An 18,276-nucleotide genomic window follows, 5' to 3' on the forward strand; every position below is an offset into this window, starting at 1 on the left:
GGTTTACTCCTTGGTTAAAATTCCAGAAAATTCGACAACGGCAAATTGTAATAATGTATCTATAGCTGCTCCTCCTGTGGGGGAAGAAAGAGGTTCTTTTGTTGGTGCGGGAGGGGATAGAAAACTTTGGTTTTTGTAATGAGCTTTGGGTTGTGTGAGATCTTCGGGTGGATACGGTTGGAAAGAGGTACTGGGAGTTGACTTGGGAGATACTTCTGTCTTTAATTGGGATAACAGATTTTCAAGAGAGGGTCGATGGTATATGCGAATAAGATGAATAATGACTGTTTCTAAAAAGGTTTTTTCAAAAATTGTTTGCTGCAGATATTTTGCAGACTCTCCCAGAAAATCAATAATTTCTAGTAAGCATTCATAGGAATAGTGTTGACTTAGTAGAGCTAGAGGAGAGTTGGTATCCTCTTTATACACTAACAAGTCACGATAAAACATCGTGAGATCGTGTAAAAAGGTAATGGGAGCAACTCCAGAGTTGATTGCTTTGGTTACTGGAAGCAGAGCTTCGGTATAATTTTTAGTTCGAATCGCTTCTGTTAGAGAAGTCAGAGCATCTTGGGGTAATAATCCCAAAGCATCTGCTACTGAAGAAGGAGACAGTGTTTGAGGAAATAAACTCGTGACATAGTCATAAAGAGATTCTGCATCACGTAAGCTTCCTTGAGAAGATCGTGCAATAGGTAGAAGAGCTTCTCGAGAAGCTTCTATATGATTTTCTTTTGCAATAGAAAGGAGTTTATCCACAATAAGGAGTTCAGGAATTCTTTTTAGTTGCATTTTTTGACAACGGCTTAAAATGGTTCCTGGGATCTTGTGAGTTTCTGTTGTGGCAAGGAAGAATTTTACATGACGAGGAGGCTCTTCTAAAGTTTTTAGTAGGGAGTTAAAAGCTTCTTTAGTAAGCATGTGCACTTCATCAATAATATAAATTTTATATTGGGATTTGGCAGGAGTAAAAAGCACAGTTTCATTAATTTGGCGGATATCTTCTATACCTCGATGGGAAGCACCATCGATTTCTACTACATCTAAGGAGGTGCCTGAAGAGATTTCTTGGCATTGGCAGCAGGAGTTACAGGGTTCATAATTCTCTGTTAGGGAGGTACAGTTCAGAGCTTTGGCAAAAATTCTTGCTACTGTTGTTTTCCCCGTTCCGCGAATCCCCGAAAATAAATAGGCATGAGCCACACGGTGAAACTGAAGAGAGTTTTTTAAGACAGTGACCACAGAGTCTTGTCCCAAGATTTCAGCAAAGGTTTGAGGACGATATTTTCTAGAAGAGACTTGATAGGAGGATGCCGACATAGATGGATACCTTAAATGTACTCTTGCACGATAGTATTTATTTAATTTAGTTGACTAGTTTCTTTTCAGAATTTTTAGATGAAATATTTCCAATGTGCATGCATAAATTTATGAGAGCCTAAGAAAGCTTTTTCTAAGTTGATTATAGTACAAAGTCTTGGAAATTGTCCCTCATTTTAATTTCTATTATTTATAGCTAAAAGAAGGATGGTGCATCCTTTACCTATAAGACAAGGTAGAGAATAATCGAATTTTAGATTAGGCAAATTCGTTATAAAGACAGAAATAAATTGATTAAGCAAGAACACGAATCCCCCTTTCTTCGGATTAGATCAGAGAGTTTGTCCTACACGTTTTTTGAAAGTAGATGGTGTATTCTCTAGTAACAAACCTACCTGAGGTAGAAAAGGATTCGGTACATGAATAGGGGAAAGAAACTTTTTCCAAGCAGCTATATGTTTTGATGCTGTTATACCTAGGCATCCTTGGAGAGGATGGTAGGGGGGAGGGCATTTTTGGACATACGGAGGAGTAATATGTAAGCGCAGTAGAGCTGCTTTAGCAACGATAATTGCATCATATTTTCCTGATTCTAGTTGGTAGAGTCTTTCTTCTATGGTACCGCGGATATCTAAGATCTGTCCCCGTGGAAATATTGATTTTAGTATGGCACTGCGTCGGGGAGAGGAGCTGCCGAGTTTGGGGTTCTTAGGAAAAGGTTTTTTTACATACTCTTCTTTGTATACCAGCATATCTGCAGGATCAAGACTACGAGTAATCGCGACAACAGGTAGTTCTGGAGGAGAGGGGAGGTCTTTGGCAGAATGAATGCCAAGATGACAAATACCGCGGAGTACGAGATCATCCACTGAATCAGTAAAAAAATTAGAATTTTCTACACAGTATAGAGGTGTGGTTTTATCTTCATCTCCTTGAGTATCCACGGTATAATCCTGAATCCATAATTTGGGGTACCAGGAGCGTAATAAGTAGACACACTCCTGTACTTGAGCTTTAGCTAAAGCAGATTTTCGAGAGGCTAGACGTAGGGGGCGCTTTCCCAAACAGAAATCCGATAAAAAAGGGTCAGAGTAACATGCGGATAGCATCTTGAATTGTGGCTACTCCTCGAATAGTTAATTGTTCCTTAATTTCTGAAGAAAGGCTGGCTATTTGTCCTTTAGGGATAATCGCTTGTTCAAATCCCATAAGTTTACTTTCTTTTAAACGTCTTTCTAAATGGGTGACGTGACGGATTTCTCCTCCTAAACCAATTTCCCCCATAAAAGTCGCGTTTGTAGGCGCTAAGCGGTTGTATAAGGATGAAGTCACTGATAAAGCTGCTCCTAAATCAGCAGCTGGTTCTGTAATTTTTAATCCTCCTGCTATAGAAAGAAACACATCTGCTGTGTGGCACTTAATTTTAGCGCGTTTTTCTAAAACGGCTAAGAGGAGGAGGAAACGGTTCGCATCAAATCCAGAGGTTTTTCTTATGGGGTTAGAAAAAGGAGATGGGGAGACTAGAGCTTGCATTTCAATGAGAAAGGTTTCAGATCCCTCGACAATAGGAATAATTATAGAACCCGAGGTTTCAGTAATTTTCTCTTGTAAGAATAATCCTGAAGGATTCAGAACTTCTTTCAATCCATCAGCATGCATAGATAGAATGACCAACTCATTTGTTGGGCCAAAACGGTTTTTTACAGAACGAACCATGCGGTAGTTTGCATGAGAGTTTCCTTCAAAATACAGTACGGTATCGACAAGATGTTCTAAAACTTTGGGACCGGCAATTTCTCCAGACTTCGTTACATGACCAATAATAAAAGTAGTGATTTGTGATTGTTTAGCAATATGCATAAGTTCTGTAGTAATTTCACGAACCTGGACTACAGATCCAGGAGAAGCTTGAACACCTGGATGAAATAAAATTTGTATGGAATCAATGATTAATATATCTGGATGTAAGGAAGAAATTTGCTGTTTAATATCATCGAAGTTCGTTTCGGGAAAAAGATAGATATTGGCATCAGAAATTCCTAAACGTCGTGCACGTAGAGATGTCTGCGTTACCGATTCTTCTCCACAGACATACAATACTTTGTAATTGTGGTGAGCAAATTTTGCTGATATCTGTAATAAAAGCGTAGATTTCCCAATTCCAGGATCCCCCCCTAACAAGGAGAGGCTTCCGCGCACAGCTCCCCCACCTAAAAGGCGATCCCAGCCGGGTTCTCCTATAGGTAAACGTTCTTGTTCACACAGTTCCACATGGTTTAAAGAAATAGCTGTAGTTTGAGACAATGTTTTTTTTCTTTGAAACGAGGGGGATACTTTTTCCTCACTTAAAGTATTCCATTGCAAACACCCGGGGCATTGCCCCAACCATTTAGGTGTATGTGCGCCACAAACATTACATGTCCATTGTATTTTTAGTTTTGTACTCATGAGTTTCTAGTGCTTTTTGTGCTGCGAGTTTTTCAGCTTCTTTTTTTGATAAGGCATACCCTTCTCCCCAAATCTCATTATTAACGAAGACTTGCACGTGATATCCCGGAGAATTTTGAGAAGAAGAACATTGGTATACAGGTAGGATACGTTGGTATTTTTGCGTCAATTGTTGTAAACGGTTTTTAGGGTTTCCAAGCATTAGGGGAAGGATATCTGCTTTTTCAGGTAATAGGGGAACAGTGATTTGCCTTGCAGGAGCTAAGCCTCCATCAAGATACACGGCTCCTAAAATAGCTTCAAATAGATTTGCATATGCTGAGATTCTGCCTCGTGTATTTTGCAGCTTTTCTCCTTTCCCGATGAGAAGATAATCACCTAGGCCTAGGGCGTCGGTATATTGGCAACACGAATGGGCATTAATTAGGGCAGATCTTGCTGTTGATAGTGTTCCTTCATCCAAAGAAGGGAACAGTAGGAATAAGTGTTCCGTAACTATTAAGCATAAAATAGCGTCTCCTAAGAATTCTAAACGTTCATTATCCTCAATTTTTTCTGGAGACTCATTCTTATACGAAGGGTGCGTGAGCGCGGTGATCAATAGTTTTGGCTGTGTAAAAGTAAAATTTAATTTAGCTTCAACTTGTTTGATATTGATTGGTATGTCCATAGGGTAGCTTCAGAGTTACGTACTTGATTGCTAGAGCTTTTTTATAGGAGGAAAATGGCTTAAAGTCTATAGTACTTTTTAATTACATTCTCCAAAATTAGTGAACATGAAGTTTGTTCTGCATCTAGAACACTTACGCCATTTTCAACGTCAAGGCAGCATAATATTTGAAGATCTTGTTTCTTCTGAGGATTGTCTTGCCTTAGAAATAAAATTAAAAGAGTTTATAAAAACAGTTGCCAAAGATGTACAGAGTCTTCGGTGGAGAAAAAATGTTTTTCGCTCAGTTCCCGAAGTTTCTGCTTTAGTAAAGAAGCGGCGTTTAGCGGCTTTTGCTGCAGAACTTATCCATCGTCCCAAAGTTTCTTTAGTAGGGGATTTTTGGGTGTTCCCTGGAGAAAAGCTTCCAGAAAGCACAGAGGACTGCCAATTATTACTTTGTTTATCAGGGAATGCCTGTGGTCAGGGAGTTTTTTTTGTAGGAACGTATCCTGAGCAATATTCTGCCCAATTACAAGAACCCGCTCTTCTTTTTATTTTTTCATCTGCGGGAATTCCTATTCAGTAAAAATTTATATTTCTTCAAGTAATGGAACGAAATTGTTTGCCTAGAGATATTTTTATGCTATGACAAGTAAAAAATATCAGGAAGTATGTTTTAGGAACTTTCATGAAAGATCTGCAAGAGAAAATAGAAGCTCTCCCTAACCCCGTAACTGTAAAAAACATCCTTGCCTGGCTGTCTTGTAATCCTGAGGACAAGCAAGAAATTCATTTCCTAGTGGAAAAGGATCCTCAATCTCTTGATGAATTATTTGGAAAAACTCTGGTTTTTGGCACAGGGGGATTACGTAGCCCTATGGGATTAGGGACGAATAGAATGAATGCTTTTACAGTTAGGAGGGCCACCCAAGGGCTATCTCAAGTATTGAAACGAAAAAACCCTCATTCAGGGGATCCTATTCGTGTTGTGGTTGGTTTTGATACACGTAAGAATTCTCTAGACTTTGCTCAGGAAACAGCAAAAGTATTAGCAGCAAATCATATTCACGCATTGCTGTTTCAAGATCCCGAGCCTTTAGCTTTAGTTTCTTTTACTGTTAGAGAAGAACGAGCTCTAGCAGGAGTCATGATTACTGCTTCGCACAACCCCCCAGAATATAACGGGTATAAAGTCTATATGGCTTCCGGAGGACAAGTTCTCCCTCCGTTGGATCAGGAGATTATCGAAGAGGTAGCTTGTGTGGATCAGGTCCTGGTCGCTGATTCTTTGGAGAATGCGTATATCCATAGTATAGGAAAAGAACAGGAAAACCATTATAGAGAAGTGGTGAAAGCTTTATCTTTGTTTCCCGAAGATAACCGTCTTTCAGGACCCGCGATGCACGTAAGTTACTCTCCATTACATGGAACAGGAGTTACTCTTATTCCCCAGGTATTGAAAGATTGGGGATTTAGTCAAGTGCATCTTGTAGAACAACAAGCAGTCCCTGATGGGGATTTTCCTACTGTATCTATTCCCAATCCGGAGGATCCAGAGGCTTTGCAATTAGGAATCTCCCAAATGCTTAGCAATCGTGATGATATTTTTATTGCCACAGATCCTGATGCTGATCGTTTGGGAGTTGTGTGTTTAGATGGTAATGAAGCTTATATATTCAATGGGAATCAAATCGCATGTTTACTTGTTGATCATATTTTCAGTGCATTGGCAGCACGCTCTCCTCTGACTAAGGAGGATAGAGTAGTGAAAAGTTTAGTGACTACAGAAATGCTGACAGCAATTACCCATTCTTATGGGGGAAGTATTGTTAATGTTGCTACGGGATTTAAATATATAGGAGAGAAAATTGAGGCGTGGAGAGGTAGTGAAGCCCACTATATTTTTGGAGCTGAAGAATCGTACGGTTATTTGTACGGAACCCAAGTGGAAGATAAAGATGCTGTGAGTTCTGCTGCGCTTATTGCAGAAGCAGCATTGCAGCAGAAGTTGCAAGGGAAAACACTGCGCGATGCGATTCTAGATTTGTACGAAGTACATGGATATTTTATGAATAAGACTCTTGCCGTGTCTTTAAATAAATATGAAAATGAAGAAATCACCCTGCGCCTAGGGAAGCTTATAGAAAGTCATCCTTCAACGATCTCTTTAAAAAGTTATTCAGTACAAAGATTTGAAAATTATTCTCAGGGGGAGGGGAAAAATATAGCAGAGAATACCACATATTCCCTGTCTCTTCCTAAGACTTCGATGTTTTGTTATTATTATCAGAATGGAGGCAGAATTATCATTCGCCCTTCAGGGACAGAATCGAAGGTGAAATTTTATTTTGAAATAGTAAATCATTACCCCACGATTGAAAAGAATAAGCAATTGCAGGTTCATAGGGAACGTGAGAGTCTGCATCTGCTCAATGCCTTTATTGAAGAGTTTCAAGAGAAATTTACCTCTCTAGGGTTTCTGGATATCTTTTCTTGAGAGAATATCTTCATGGACTTGGTAGCTCGAGTGAGCCCCTTTTGCATTTTCTTAATTTTAAGCGTCTATGCTGCTTATAGAAAAATAATTTCTTAAATTATATTCTTAAAAGTTTCTGAATAAACACGAAGGATTTCCTCATGACCCTTTCCTATTCTCTACCCGAACTTCCCTATGATTATGCCGATTTGGAGCCGGTACTTAGTGAAGAAATTATGTTTTTACATCACCAAAAGCATCACCAAGGTTATGTGAATAATTTGAATGATGCTTTGAAGAAGATGGATCTTGCCAATCAGCAGCAGGACCTTACACGAATCATTTCTCTTGAGCCTGCATTACGCTTTAATGGGGGGGGACACATTAATCATTCTCTGTTTTGGGAAATGTTAGCTCCCATAGGTCAGGGAGGGGGTACTCCTCCTAAGCATGAGCTACTCAAGCTTATTGAAAGATTTTGGGGAACTTTTGATAACTTTTTAAAAAATTTTATTGAATTCGCCGCTCCTATTCAGGGATCAGGTTGGGCATGGTTAGCTTTTTGTCCCAAAAAACGAGAGCTTATGCTACATGCAACAGTAAACCAAGATCCCCTAGAGGCAACGACTGGGAAACTTCCTCTATTGGGAGTAGATGTATGGGAACATGCTTACTATCTCCAATATAAAAATGTTAGATTAGATTATTTGAAAGCAATTCCTCAAATAATTAATTGGGGATATATTGAAGAAAGATTTTCTGATATGACTAATTAAAAAATGATTTTAATTGTATAGTTAATAGCTTTAATTTAAAATTATTTCTTTAGAAAATTGGATTTAGGTGGTGTGTGCGTTTATTTTCTTACGACAAACCTAAGATTAAAGTGCAAAAAATTAAAGCTGACGGTTTTAGTGGTTGGTTAAAGTGTACGCATTGTCATGAGATGATTCATGCTAATGAATTAGGCCAGAATTTCAATTGCTGTCCTAAATGTTCCTACCACTATCGTATTACTGCAACAGAAAGAATTCAATTGCTTGCAGATAAGGATTCCTGGCGTCCTCTGTATACCAACTTGAAGTCTAAGGATCCTTTGAAGTTTGTGGATACTGCAACGTACCAAAGTCGCTTAGCAAAAGCCCGTAAAGATAATACAGAAAGCGAGGGGATTTTAGTTGGTCTTTGTACGATAGGAGATCATCCCGTGTCTCTAGGAGTCATGGATTTTAATTTTATGGCAGGTTCCATGGGGGCTGTTGTAGGTGAAAAACTCACACGTCTGATAGAAAGGGCAATTGTATCCCAACTTCCCGTGATTATAGTTTGTGCTTCAGGTGGAGCGCGAATGCAAGAGTCGGTATTTTCACTTATGCAAATGGCTAAAACATCGGCGGCACTAGCCAAACTTCATGAGGCAGGACTACCTTATATCTCTATATTAACTAACCCCACATCCGGAGGAGTTACTGCGTCTTTTGCTTCTTTAGGCGATGTGATTATTGCAGAACCTAAGGCTCTTATTTGTTTTGCAGGTCCTCGAGTTGTTGCTCAAGTGATTGGTGAAGACCTGCCAGAAGGTGCACAGAAGTCTGAATTTCTATTAGAGCATGGGATGATTGATAAAGTAGTCGAAAGAAAACAATTAAAAAGTACTGTGCAGAGTTTGCTTGATTACTTTTCTTCCTGAGAATACACTGGGTAGCCAAGAGTAAAATTTCTAAGAATTTTATCCCTTATTCCTAAAAGAAATTTTTTATTGACAGATGACTGTGAATAAAACATCATAACCGTTACTTATGTAACAACGGCTGCTTTTTATGGCTATATTTTGTGAACTAGAGTCTGGAGTCGATCTTCCAGAGTATGCTACAGAAGGTGCATCGGGAGCAGATCTTCGAGCAAATATTAAAGAACCCATAGCTTTGCTTCCAGGCCAACGTTTATTAATTCCTACAGGGATAAAAATGCAAATTCCCTCAGGTTATGAAGTGCAAGTGCGTCCTCGAAGTGGATTAGCCTTAAAGTATGGTGTTACGGTTCTTAATTCTCCAGGAACGATTGATTCGGATTATCGTGGAGAAGTTTGTGTTGTCCTAGCAAATATGGGTGAGAGCACATTTATTATCGAACCAAAAATGCGTATTGCCCAAGCAGTTATGGCTCCTGTAGTGCAAGCTAAATTTATAGCTATAGATACCGCTGAGGAATTAGCAGAAACAGCTAGAGGAAGCAGGGGTTTTGGGCATACTGGAGAAAAGTAATATGCCTTGCTATTGTAAGCACCAATCTGATTTTTCGTTATTTTCTCTGTTATCTCCCAAGCTGGTTATGTTTCTGAATAAAAGTTCGCGAGATGAGATTCTTCAAGATCTTACTGATCTTGCGAGTTCTGCAGGTTTTCTTGAAAGTAAAGAAGAATTTTTCCAAGCTTTACTGACGCGTGAAAATATCATGTCCACAGGTATTGGCATGGGTATTGCTATACCTCATGGGAAGTTAGCTAGTTGTTCTAACTTTTTCATTGTCATAGGTATTCATCCTCAAGGGATTCTCTGGGATGCTATAGATGAAGCTTTAGTACGTTTAATATTTTTAATCGGAGGGCCCGATAATGCCCAAACAGAATATTTACAGTTACTATCTGCTCTTACTCTTTCTTTAAAAGATGAATCTCGGCGTCAAAAGTTGTTACAGGTACAGACAATAGAAGAAGTCATGAACGTATTTTTAGGAATATAGGGTTATGGATTTAAAATTAGAGGAACTTGCTTCTTTATTAGATGTTTCTGAAAATACTGTGCGGCGCTGGATGGATGAAGGCACGATACCTAGCTATAGCATGAATAATGAGCATCGCTTTAATCGTGAAGAAATTGAAGATTGGATTCTTAATAATCCTGCGTTTTTAGAAGGAGAAAGGGCTCTCGTACACCCCGAGTTTCGTGATCTTTCTTTAAAATATAGTCTATATAAAGCAATTTATCGTGGGGGAGTAATCCGCGATATTTCTGTGAAGAATAAGAAAGAGGCTTTATACTATGCTTCCTCTTACATTGCAGAGAAATTTAATTTAGATGCGGATGTGCTTTTCGATATGTTGACTTACAGAGAAAATCTGATGTCTACAGGTATCGGAGAGGGTATTGCTCTTCCCCATACTAAGGATTTTTTAATTAATTCCCATTACGACATTGTCGTTCCCATGTTTCTTTCTGAAAGCATTGATTTTGGAGCTCTTGATAATAAACCCGTTTATGTTCTTTTTTTTCTTTTTGCTTCACAAGACAAAAGTCATTTGAATTTAGTTAATAAAATTGTGCACCTGGCTATGTCTTTAGAAGCACGAAGTTTTCTAACAAATTACCCAGACAAGGACCAACTTTTAGCCTATATTAAGAATTGGGAATCGCAAATTCATTGATAATCAATCTCTATAAAAGATTTGTAAGTCCAAGTTGTGAAAAAAGTCCCATTGTTGTTATGGTGATCTCATAGGCTGATCTAGGAGATAGTAGCAGCATGATGAGCTCTAAGCGTGTTTCGCAACTGGCAATGCTTTCTATTTTATTAATTTTTACTCATACTGTAAGCCACGCTAACCTTACGGTTCCTGCTAAGGTTTGTTCTATAGCTTCTTCGCAACCTCTATGCAGTTTAGATAGTGAAGTAAAGAGTGTAGGTTCTCAAAAAGAAGAGGTTTCACTAGTTAAATCAAAGAAACAAAAGGTCCTACAGGCTCAAGTTAAATCAAAGAAACAAAAGGTCCTACAGGCTCAAGCTCATGCCGCTGAAAATAAGTCCTGCAAAGGGTCCTCTAAGAAAGGAAAGCTTCGTCTGAAGCGAGTAAAGCAAAAATCTTGTGTAAAAGAAGCGCAGAAAACACCAAATTCTTCATTTTTACAGACTATTTTTGTTAAACAAAGGGAAGTCCAGCCTCAGCACAAGGTATCTCAAGAGGAACCATCTCAAGTGGATAAATGTGTAGATGCTGCTCTAACGCATTTCGATATTAGTAAGATTTCTAAAGAAGAAAAAGAAAGGCTTTTTCAGGAACTCGCTAGAGAACAAAGGATTTCCAAAAGAAAATCCTCTCGCAGTGCGCTTGAAACGCGTTTAAAGGATAGCAAAATTCCTCGTGGGGGCAGTGTGACTTCTACACTACGCTACGATGTGGAAAAAGCAGCAGCTCTTAAGGTGAAACGCAATGCATCTGTGAATTCTCATCTACGCGAGCAAAAAACAGCGCATTCTCGTCGCGCCTCTGCAGCAGCTCTTAAAGCAGCAAAATTAGAAACAACTCATCTTGCAGGAGAACCAGGAAAACAAGAAAAAACGGGTTCTAGGGAACGATCAGAAAAACAAGATATTACAGAAAATTATTTCCAGGAGGCTTCCTCAGCCGGAAATACTAATGTTAATAGTTATATAAAAGCTAAACAATATCGATGTGATTCTAGAGAAACTGACTGGCCATGCGACTCTTGTGTTTCTAAACGACGTGCTAACTCAAGTATATCCATATGTACGATGGCAGTAACAGTACTCGCTATTATTATTGGTGCCATTATTATTTGTAATGCCTCGGCTGATTCGACAACACAGTCCGGGGGGACAACAACTCCTTAATTTCTTTTTTGGCAGAGTATAGGGTAGTGTAAAAAGCAGAATCTAAAGGGGTTCTGTTTTTTTGTCTCTTATGGTTTTTTCTCATTCATATATTTAGTTTTTAGAATTAATAGTTAGTATAGTCTATTATTTAAATAAGATAATTAATTATTTTTTCTTATTAAATATGAAGCCTGTACAAAATACACCAAGTTTTTTAAATGTGGATGTGGGGAAATCCTTTCTTAATAAGCATCCTCAAGCTGTTCGTGCTTTGCAGATTACAGCAGTTATTCTTGGTGTACTTGCAGTACTAGTTGCATCTGCTGCTTTTGTGGCATTTCCTGCAGGATTGCCTATCGTTATGGGAGTAGTCGGATTATTCCTGGGTGTAGGAAGTGCTCTTCTATTTTCTTCTGTACGAGCCTTGGTAGATAGTATTAAAGAACATTCTCAGAAAAAGAACCAGGATCAACTTTACTTGTCTTCTATGCATACAGCTATCTCTGAGAATAAAGAAAAATTAGGATCTAGGGCTTCTTACGATGCCATGGTAGAGAGATTGCAAGCATTGGACATAACACTCAGTAGTCATACTCGTGAAGTTTTTAAAAATGCAGGAAAGGACGGAGAGGAAATTCTACAAGGAATAGAGAGAATTTCTAAAAATTATCGCGCAAGTATTGATCTATTGAAAGAGCGTCAAGAAGCGCATCAAGAAGAAATTATAGTAGAAAGCAAGGATAACATTGAAAGTTACAAGGTGAAAAATGCTTTTCTAGTCAACATAGGAATGAGTATTGCGAATGCATTACCACGAGCAGGAGGCGCGCTATCTTTAAAATTCAAAGATTTAAGCAAAGGTATGGAGAGAATTCATAAGTGGGTTACTGTAGGGTTGGCTGTTGGGGGTATTGCCTGTATCGCTATCATTGCTGCTCTCCTTCCTGGAGGTATTCTTGCTCTTCCTTTACTTGTTTCTGCTACATTAGGTATCGGTCTTGCTGTGATGGGATTATCCTATGGATTGCGTGAAATTCTTAAACGAACAAAAACAAACAAGCAACAGTTGTATCGCGAGTTGATAGGGATCATAGATATTCGATTGTTAAAGGATATGACAAAATATCAAGACACTCTTTTACAGTTATTAGCAAAGACATTGCATTCAGAAATCAAGGTTGCCAAATTATCTCAGCCTATTTACAAAAAATATACCTCTATAGAGGAACAGCTTCGATATCTTCAAGAACAGCTTCAAGAGATGGAATTTAAATTGCGATTTATGCATCGGGGTTATGATCGGCGTGCTGCAATGTTAGAAAAAGGATTGAGCCAGCTATCGGACAATGAAAGAGTACCAAGAGTAGGAGAACAGGAGGATAGATCAGAAGGCTTTGATGATCTCATTACTCAAGGTAAACGTGCTGCACAAGAAAGACGTAGAAGAGATCGCGAAGAATCTCTCGTGATAGGTGATTACTCAATGCTTTCTGTTGAAGAACAGAGTTTTGGTGATTCCTGGCACCCTAGAGGCTCGCGCCAGTTAGAAAACTTCTGGAGTGCCCATGTGGATTTAGAAAGAGAAGATCAGATTTTATTAACTGAAGGAATAGCGGGAGAGCTTGTCACATTAAAAAAAGAAATCCATGCGATTAAACAAGAAATACAAAAGACATTAGAACAGTTACGCCGGGCTAAGGAGATTAAATTGCAAGCAGGACAGGGATCCGAGGCTCTAATAGCTATTTGGTATAATGTGCAGTCTTCTACGTATGCTTGTTTAACTGTTTTAAAGAATTTGCAGTTCACTTTGCAGAAATTGATGGAGTCCGAAGGAAATCGTGAGTGATGTCTTTCCTTGCTAAGGAATAGCTAATTTGTATTCTTAAATTGTTCCCAGAACTGAATGAGCTTATGTAATGCTTCCATTTGTGGGGTAGACGGATGTATTTCTTGAATTAGATTAAATTCTTTGCGTTTCTCTTGTACCATGGTATCCAGAGTATGTGATAATTCACGAATGTGAGTTTCTTTGGAGACGATATTCTCTTGCATATTTTGTATTTGGTTATACCATGTTTCCATTTTAGGAATAAAATTTTTCCGTATGTTAATAAACGTAGAACGAAACTTTTCTGCAGAGTCCCTACCAGACTCTAGGATATCCTGGGAAATTTCATTTATGAGTTGAGAACCGAGGATTTTATTTTTTAAAGGGAAATTTAAAATAGTTGCTACGGCAGTCAAAAGAACGATGATTCCTAAATTGATTCCAAATAGTGACCAGTGATTATATAGTACAGCATAGCTCATCAGGGCGGTCATCCCTAGACAAGCAAGAAGAGTTAAGGCTAGGCATATCGTATTATAGAATACTAAGTTCGCACGGTAGGTATCCCAAGGGAGAAGAAAAATTACAGTTTTTTTTCGTCTGGGTTCGTGGGTGTTTATAGTAGGCGAAGGAAGGGGGGATATAGGTAACGTCATAGAGACTGCTCAAGCTAGAGGGGGTGGTTGCATTTTATCAAGGAATTGAGGAGGGAGAGTAAGTTCTTGCCATTTATTAAAATATTCCTTGAGTAATTGTTCTTCTTGTTTTAATTGTTCTAAGTGCGTTTCATTTCTTATAATTGTAGAAATTAATTGAGAATACGCTTTCTGAAGTAATTGAAAGGAGGATAGTGAAGAGGTTTTGCTTTTCAATTGTGTAATTGTTTCTTGCACTTTAGAAGGAAGACACTTCAGTAGGCGAATGGCGTTAATTAATAAAGTAATGCAGGCACAAGAAACAATCATAAGTAAAATTCCTGCCACTATTTCAGGCAGACTCGAATAAATAAATCCTGAAGCTAGCAATGCTGCACTGCCGGCGACTACTCCAACTAAAAGAATGATAGCTAGAATATAAGCAAAAGAACTTTGTTTAATCAGTACAGCAACTTTAGTTTGTATAGTTGTATCCTCTCTATCGGCATTAAATAAAAGAGAGTATTGGCTGGGTAGAGAAAGCAGATCGGGAGAAAGGGAAGTAGAAGTGTAATGCGCCACGCCATTCCTTAAAATCATAGGAAAATAAAATTAAAGAAAATATTCATTTTATTCAATGTTTAATATACAGTATTGCAGTATTGTATTATTTATAGTTGATTATGAATATAATAGTTATTATTGCGATGTCCGGCGGAGTTGATTCTTCAGTAGCCGCTTATCTTCTGAAAAAATATACTTCCTATCGTCTTATAGGAATTTATATGAAGAATTGGGAAGAAGAGGATAGCAATGGTAGGTGTTCTGCTGCTAAAGATTATGAAGATGTTGAGCGCGTAGCAGAACAGTTAAATATTCCCTATTATACAGTATCTTTTGCCCGTGAGTATCGAGATCGGGTATTTTCCCATTTCCTTAAAGAGTATTCCCAGGGATACACACCAAATCCAGATATCCTGTGCAATCGGGAAATTAAATTTGATTTATTACAAAAGAAAGTTCGTGAACTTGGTGGAGATTATCTTGCTACAGGGCACTACTGTCGTCTGCACACAACTGCTGAGGGCGCGCAGCTGTTACGAGGAAAAGATTCTCAGAAAGATCAAAGTTATTTTCTTTGCGGTACGCGAAGAAAGTTTTTGAACAATGTGCTTTTTCCTTTGGGTGAAATGACAAAAAGTCAAGTACGTTCTATTGCTAGAGAAGCAGGTTTGGTGACCGCAGAGAAAAAAGATAGCACAGGTATTTGCTTTATAGGTAAACGTCCTTTCAGAAATTTTCTTGAGAAATTTGTCCCTAATGCTCCAGGAAACATTATCGATTATGACTCTCAATGTGTGGTGGGCCAACATGAGGGAGCTCATTATTATACTGTAGGACAACGTCGTGGATTGAACTTAGGAGGATCACCCAGGCCATGCTATGTAGTGGGTAAGGATATGGAAAAAAATCTAGTTTATGTTGTTCGTGGTGAAGATCACCCACTCTTATACAGAAAAGAACTCGTAGCGAGAGAAATCAACTGGCTAGTATCTCCAGATCCTGTTATGAAATGCAGCGCAAAAGTGCGTTACCGTAGTGATGATGAGGAGTGCGCAGTTTCTCTTGACAGCGAGGGAAGGGCTCACGTACAATTTATGTCACCTGTCAAGGCCGTTACACCAGGCCAAACCATAGCCTTCTACCAAGGAGATACCTGCTTGGGAGGAGGGATTATCGATGTCCCTATGCTTCCTCAGACGTAGTAATTGCTGGTTTTTCTCCCGTGTCTTCAGCATGTTCTTCATCACGTTCGAAAGTAACGCGATCTTCTATCAGATGAGCACGTAATTTCCTGACTTCCTGGCGACAAGACTCTTTAAGTAATAGCTCGGCAAGAGGGTCTTCGAGATATTGTTCAATAACACGACGTAGGGGCCGAGCCCCCATTTCTGGAGAGTGTCCTTTCGTAACCAGAAAAGAAATCACAGAATCGGGAATATTGAGCGCCATTTGATAATTTTTTAATCGGGAATCGAGCTTATTAATTTCTAGATGGATGATTTCAGAAAGGGCTTCTTTTTCTAAAGGCCGGAAGATTACGCTTTCATCCAAACGATTAATAAACTCTGGTTTTAAATGTTTTTTTACTGCAGCTTCGATTTTTTCTTGCATGACTTTATAATCGAAATTAGATCGTAAACCGAAGCCAATTTCTCCACTTTTTTTAATTAAATCTGCTCCCAAATTCGAAGTCATGATAATAATGGCGTGACGGAAGTCCACCTTGCGACCAAAGGAGTCTGTGAGACGGCCCTGTTCTAAAATTTGCAACATTAAATCCATAATGTCTGGATGCGCTTTTTCAATCTCATCGAACAGGACTACACAATAAGGACGACGTCGGACTTGCTCAGTAAGATGGCCTCCTTCTTCATGACCAACATATCCTGGAGGAGATCCCATCATTTTTGTTGCAGCAAATTTTTCCATATATTCGGACATGTCGACTTGAATTAAGGCGTCTTCACCACCAAACATTTCAATAGCGATTTGCTGAGCTAATAGGGTTTTTCCTACTCCTGTAGGACCAAGAAATAGGAAGGATCCTGTAGGTCGATTAGGATCTTTAATTCCTGTGCGGGAGCGACGAATGGCGCGGCAAATGCTTTTCACAGCTTGATCTTGACCAATAACTTTTTTACGAAGAGTATCTTCCAGTTTTAAGAGCTTGTTACTTTCTGCCTCTGTTAATCTTGCAGAAGGAATCCCCGTTTGTAAAGAGACAACTTGGGCTACAGCTTCTTCATCAACCGGAATTTGATGTTCTTCCTTATGATTTTCCCATTCTTGCTTCATATTTGCAAGGCGTTCACGGAGCTTTTTCTCTTCGTCACGTAGCCCAGCTGCTTTTTCATATTCCTGAGTGCCAATAGCCTGTTCTTTGGCTTGTTTAGTACTTTCAATTTCAGCCTCTAACTTCATAAGTTCTGTAGGCTGCCCCATAGTGTTAACGCGTACGCGAGCTCCAGCCTCATCAAGTAAATCAATAGCTTTATCTGGAAGAAAACGCCCATGTACATATTGATCTGATAATGTAGCTGCAGCTTTCAATGCTTCCTCTGTGATCGCTACATTGTGGTGTTCTTCATATTTCTTTTTTAACCCACGTAAGATTTCTATCGTTTCTTCTACACTGGGGGGCTGAACAATAATTTTTTGAAATCTACGTTCTAAGGCAGCATCTTTTTCAATGTGTTTGCGGTACTCATCAATAGTTGTAGCTCCAATACATTGAATTTCTCCACGAGCAAGCGCAGGTTTTAGGATATTAGAAGCATCAATTGCTCCTTCAGCAGCACCAGCACCAACAATAGTATGTAATTCATCGATAAATAAAAGAATATTTCCATGTTTGCGCACTTCGTCCATAACGGCTTTAATGCGCTCTTCAAACTGTCCGCGGTACTTTGTTCCTGCAATCATTAATGCAAGATCTAGAGTAATTAGACGTTTTTTACGTAAAGCATCAGGAACTTCATTAGAAACAATTTTTTGAGCTAAACCTTCAACGATAGCTGTTTTCCCTACACCTGCTTCACCAATTAGCACAGGATTATTTTTCCTACGACGGCAAAGAATTAAAATTAATCTCTCTACTTCTGTGGATCGGCCAATCACAGGATCTAAGCGAGACTCTTTAAACATTTCTGTTAAATCATAGCCGTAGGCCTTTAAAGCAGATAATTTATCACTTCTATCACTACCTAAGGTATGTCCTAGAGAGGAGGATTTGGATGTAGAGGAAGAACCTCGGGAATGAGAGGACGAAGAAGGAGGGAGTTGTAGATTAAAAGTCTCCAGTTCTTTGAGAATTTCTTTGCGAACTTCTCGAGGGTCGACATGCAAATTTTCCAACACTTGTAAGGCCACTCCGTCAGATTGGTTTAAAATACCTAGTAAAAGGTGTTCAGTGCCTACATAATTGTGTTCTAAAATGCTGGCTTCTTCATTTGCTGATTCAAAAGATTTTTTCACTCTTCCTGTAAGAGCCGGGTCACCATAGACCTGAATTTCCGGTCCATAACCAATTAATCTTTCCACTTCTTGCCTGGCGGTATCAAAGTCAATACCTAGATTACGGAGGACATTAACAGCGACGCCCTGACCTAGTTTGAGTAAGCCTAAGAGTATGTGTTCAGTGCCTAGATAATTATGATTTAATCTTTGAGCTTCTTTTTTCGCGAGTTTGATCACTTGCTTTGCTCTATTAGTAAACTTCTCAAACATAGAAACCTAAAAG

17 protein-coding genes are annotated in these 18,276 nt (G+C 38.9%); 10 read left to right on the plus strand and 7 right to left on the minus strand.

Annotated elements, in window-relative coordinates; genetic code table 11:
• Positions 1-3: 3 nt before the first annotated feature.
• The 4 genes from dnaX to rnc all read right to left on the minus strand — a co-directional run bounded on the left by dnaX (position 4) and on the right by rnc (position 4,438).
• Entirely contained in the window at positions 4-1,320 is a 1,317-nt protein-coding gene (dnaX, locus tag M787_RS03485; protein ID WP_021828188.1) for a DNA polymerase III subunit gamma/tau, read from the minus strand.
• Positions 1,321-1,652: 332 nt separating this feature from the next.
• A complete protein-coding gene (locus M787_RS03490) occupies positions 1,653-2,429 on the minus strand; it encodes a hydroxymethylbilane synthase (RefSeq protein WP_021828189.1) in 777 nt (258 codons plus the stop codon).
• Positions 2,407-3,768 carry a DNA repair protein RadA gene (gene radA, locus M787_RS03495; RefSeq protein WP_021828190.1) on the minus strand — a complete coding sequence of 454 codons (1,362 nt, stop codon included), beginning with the start codon at positions 3,766-3,768 and terminating at the stop codon, positions 2,407-2,409. The genes M787_RS03490 and radA overlap by 23 nt, the downstream gene beginning before the upstream one ends.
• Complete coding sequence (gene rnc / locus M787_RS03500; RefSeq protein ID WP_021828191.1) at positions 3,734-4,438, minus strand: ribonuclease III; 705 nt, start codon at positions 4,436-4,438, stop codon at positions 3,734-3,736. The genes radA and rnc overlap by 35 nt, the downstream gene beginning before the upstream one ends.
• A 106-nt stretch (positions 4,439-4,544) precedes the next feature.
• Here rnc and M787_RS03505 point away from each other — a divergent pair, with 106 nt between their 5' ends.
• The 9 genes from M787_RS03505 to M787_RS03545 all read left to right on the plus strand — a co-directional run bounded on the left by M787_RS03505 (position 4,545) and on the right by M787_RS03545 (position 13,356).
• The gene (locus M787_RS03505; protein WP_021828192.1) at positions 4,545-5,006 is read left to right on the plus strand and encodes a DUF5070 domain-containing protein; all 462 of its coding nucleotides are present in this window, start codon (positions 4,545-4,547) and stop codon (positions 5,004-5,006) included.
• 102 nt (positions 5,007-5,108) lie between these two features.
• Positions 5,109-6,917 (plus strand): phospho-sugar mutase, encoded by a 1,809-nt coding sequence (locus M787_RS03510; RefSeq protein ID WP_021828193.1) that lies wholly within the window; start codon positions 5,109-5,111, stop codon positions 6,915-6,917.
• 140 nt (positions 6,918-7,057) lie between these two features.
• Entirely contained in the window at positions 7,058-7,672 is a 615-nt protein-coding gene (locus M787_RS03515; RefSeq protein ID WP_021828194.1) for a superoxide dismutase, read from the plus strand.
• 74 nt (positions 7,673-7,746) lie between these two features.
• Positions 7,747-8,586, plus strand: coding sequence for an acetyl-CoA carboxylase, carboxyltransferase subunit beta (accD, locus tag M787_RS03520; protein WP_021828195.1), 840 nt, complete (start codon positions 7,747-7,749; stop codon positions 8,584-8,586).
• Positions 8,587-8,716: 130 nt separating this feature from the next.
• Positions 8,717-9,160, plus strand: a complete 444-nt coding sequence (gene dut, locus M787_RS03525) for a dUTP diphosphatase (RefSeq protein WP_021828196.1) — start codon at positions 8,717-8,719, stop codon at positions 9,158-9,160.
• 1 nt (position 9,161) lies between these two features.
• The gene (locus M787_RS03530) at positions 9,162-9,638 is read left to right on the plus strand and encodes a PTS sugar transporter subunit IIA (RefSeq protein ID WP_021828197.1); all 477 of its coding nucleotides are present in this window, start codon (positions 9,162-9,164) and stop codon (positions 9,636-9,638) included.
• A gap of 4 nt (positions 9,639-9,642) precedes the next feature.
• Positions 9,643-10,320, plus strand: a complete 678-nt coding sequence (locus M787_RS03535) for a PTS sugar transporter subunit IIA (RefSeq protein WP_021828198.1) — start codon at positions 9,643-9,645, stop codon at positions 10,318-10,320.
• 98 nt (positions 10,321-10,418) lie between these two features.
• Positions 10,419-11,525, plus strand: coding sequence for a hypothetical protein (locus M787_RS03540; RefSeq protein WP_040429720.1), 1,107 nt, complete (start codon positions 10,419-10,421; stop codon positions 11,523-11,525).
• 166 nt (positions 11,526-11,691) lie between these two features.
• Complete coding sequence (locus tag M787_RS03545) at positions 11,692-13,356, plus strand: hypothetical protein (RefSeq protein WP_021828200.1); 1,665 nt, start codon at positions 11,692-11,694, stop codon at positions 13,354-13,356.
• Positions 13,357-13,379: 23 nt separating this feature from the next.
• On the opposite strand, the gene M787_RS03550 is transcribed toward M787_RS03545, so the two are convergent.
• Positions 13,380-13,994 (minus strand): hypothetical protein, encoded by a 615-nt coding sequence (locus tag M787_RS03550; RefSeq protein ID WP_021828201.1) that lies wholly within the window; start codon positions 13,992-13,994, stop codon positions 13,380-13,382.
• A 9-nt stretch (positions 13,995-14,003) separates the two neighbouring features.
• Positions 14,004-14,555: a hypothetical protein gene (locus M787_RS03555; RefSeq protein ID WP_148660156.1), complete on the minus strand. Its 552-nt coding sequence runs from the start codon at positions 14,553-14,555 to the stop codon at positions 14,004-14,006.
• Positions 14,556-14,656: 101 nt separating this feature from the next.
• Between M787_RS03555 and mnmA the strand changes: the two genes are divergently transcribed.
• Positions 14,657-15,739, plus strand: coding sequence for a tRNA 2-thiouridine(34) synthase MnmA (gene mnmA, locus M787_RS03560; protein ID WP_021828203.1), 1,083 nt, complete (start codon positions 14,657-14,659; stop codon positions 15,737-15,739).
• On the opposite strand, the gene M787_RS03565 is transcribed toward mnmA, so the two are convergent.
• The gene (locus M787_RS03565; protein WP_021828204.1) at positions 15,720-18,263 is read right to left on the minus strand and encodes an ATP-dependent Clp protease ATP-binding subunit; all 2,544 of its coding nucleotides are present in this window, start codon (positions 18,261-18,263) and stop codon (positions 15,720-15,722) included. The genes mnmA and M787_RS03565 overlap by 20 nt on opposite strands.
• Positions 18,264-18,276 lie beyond the last annotated feature (13 nt).

Origin of the sequence: Chlamydia gallinacea 08-1274/3 (genome assembly GCF_000471025.2) — a bacterium.
Classification (GTDB): domain Bacteria; phylum Chlamydiota; class Chlamydiia; order Chlamydiales; family Chlamydiaceae; genus Chlamydia; species Chlamydia gallinacea.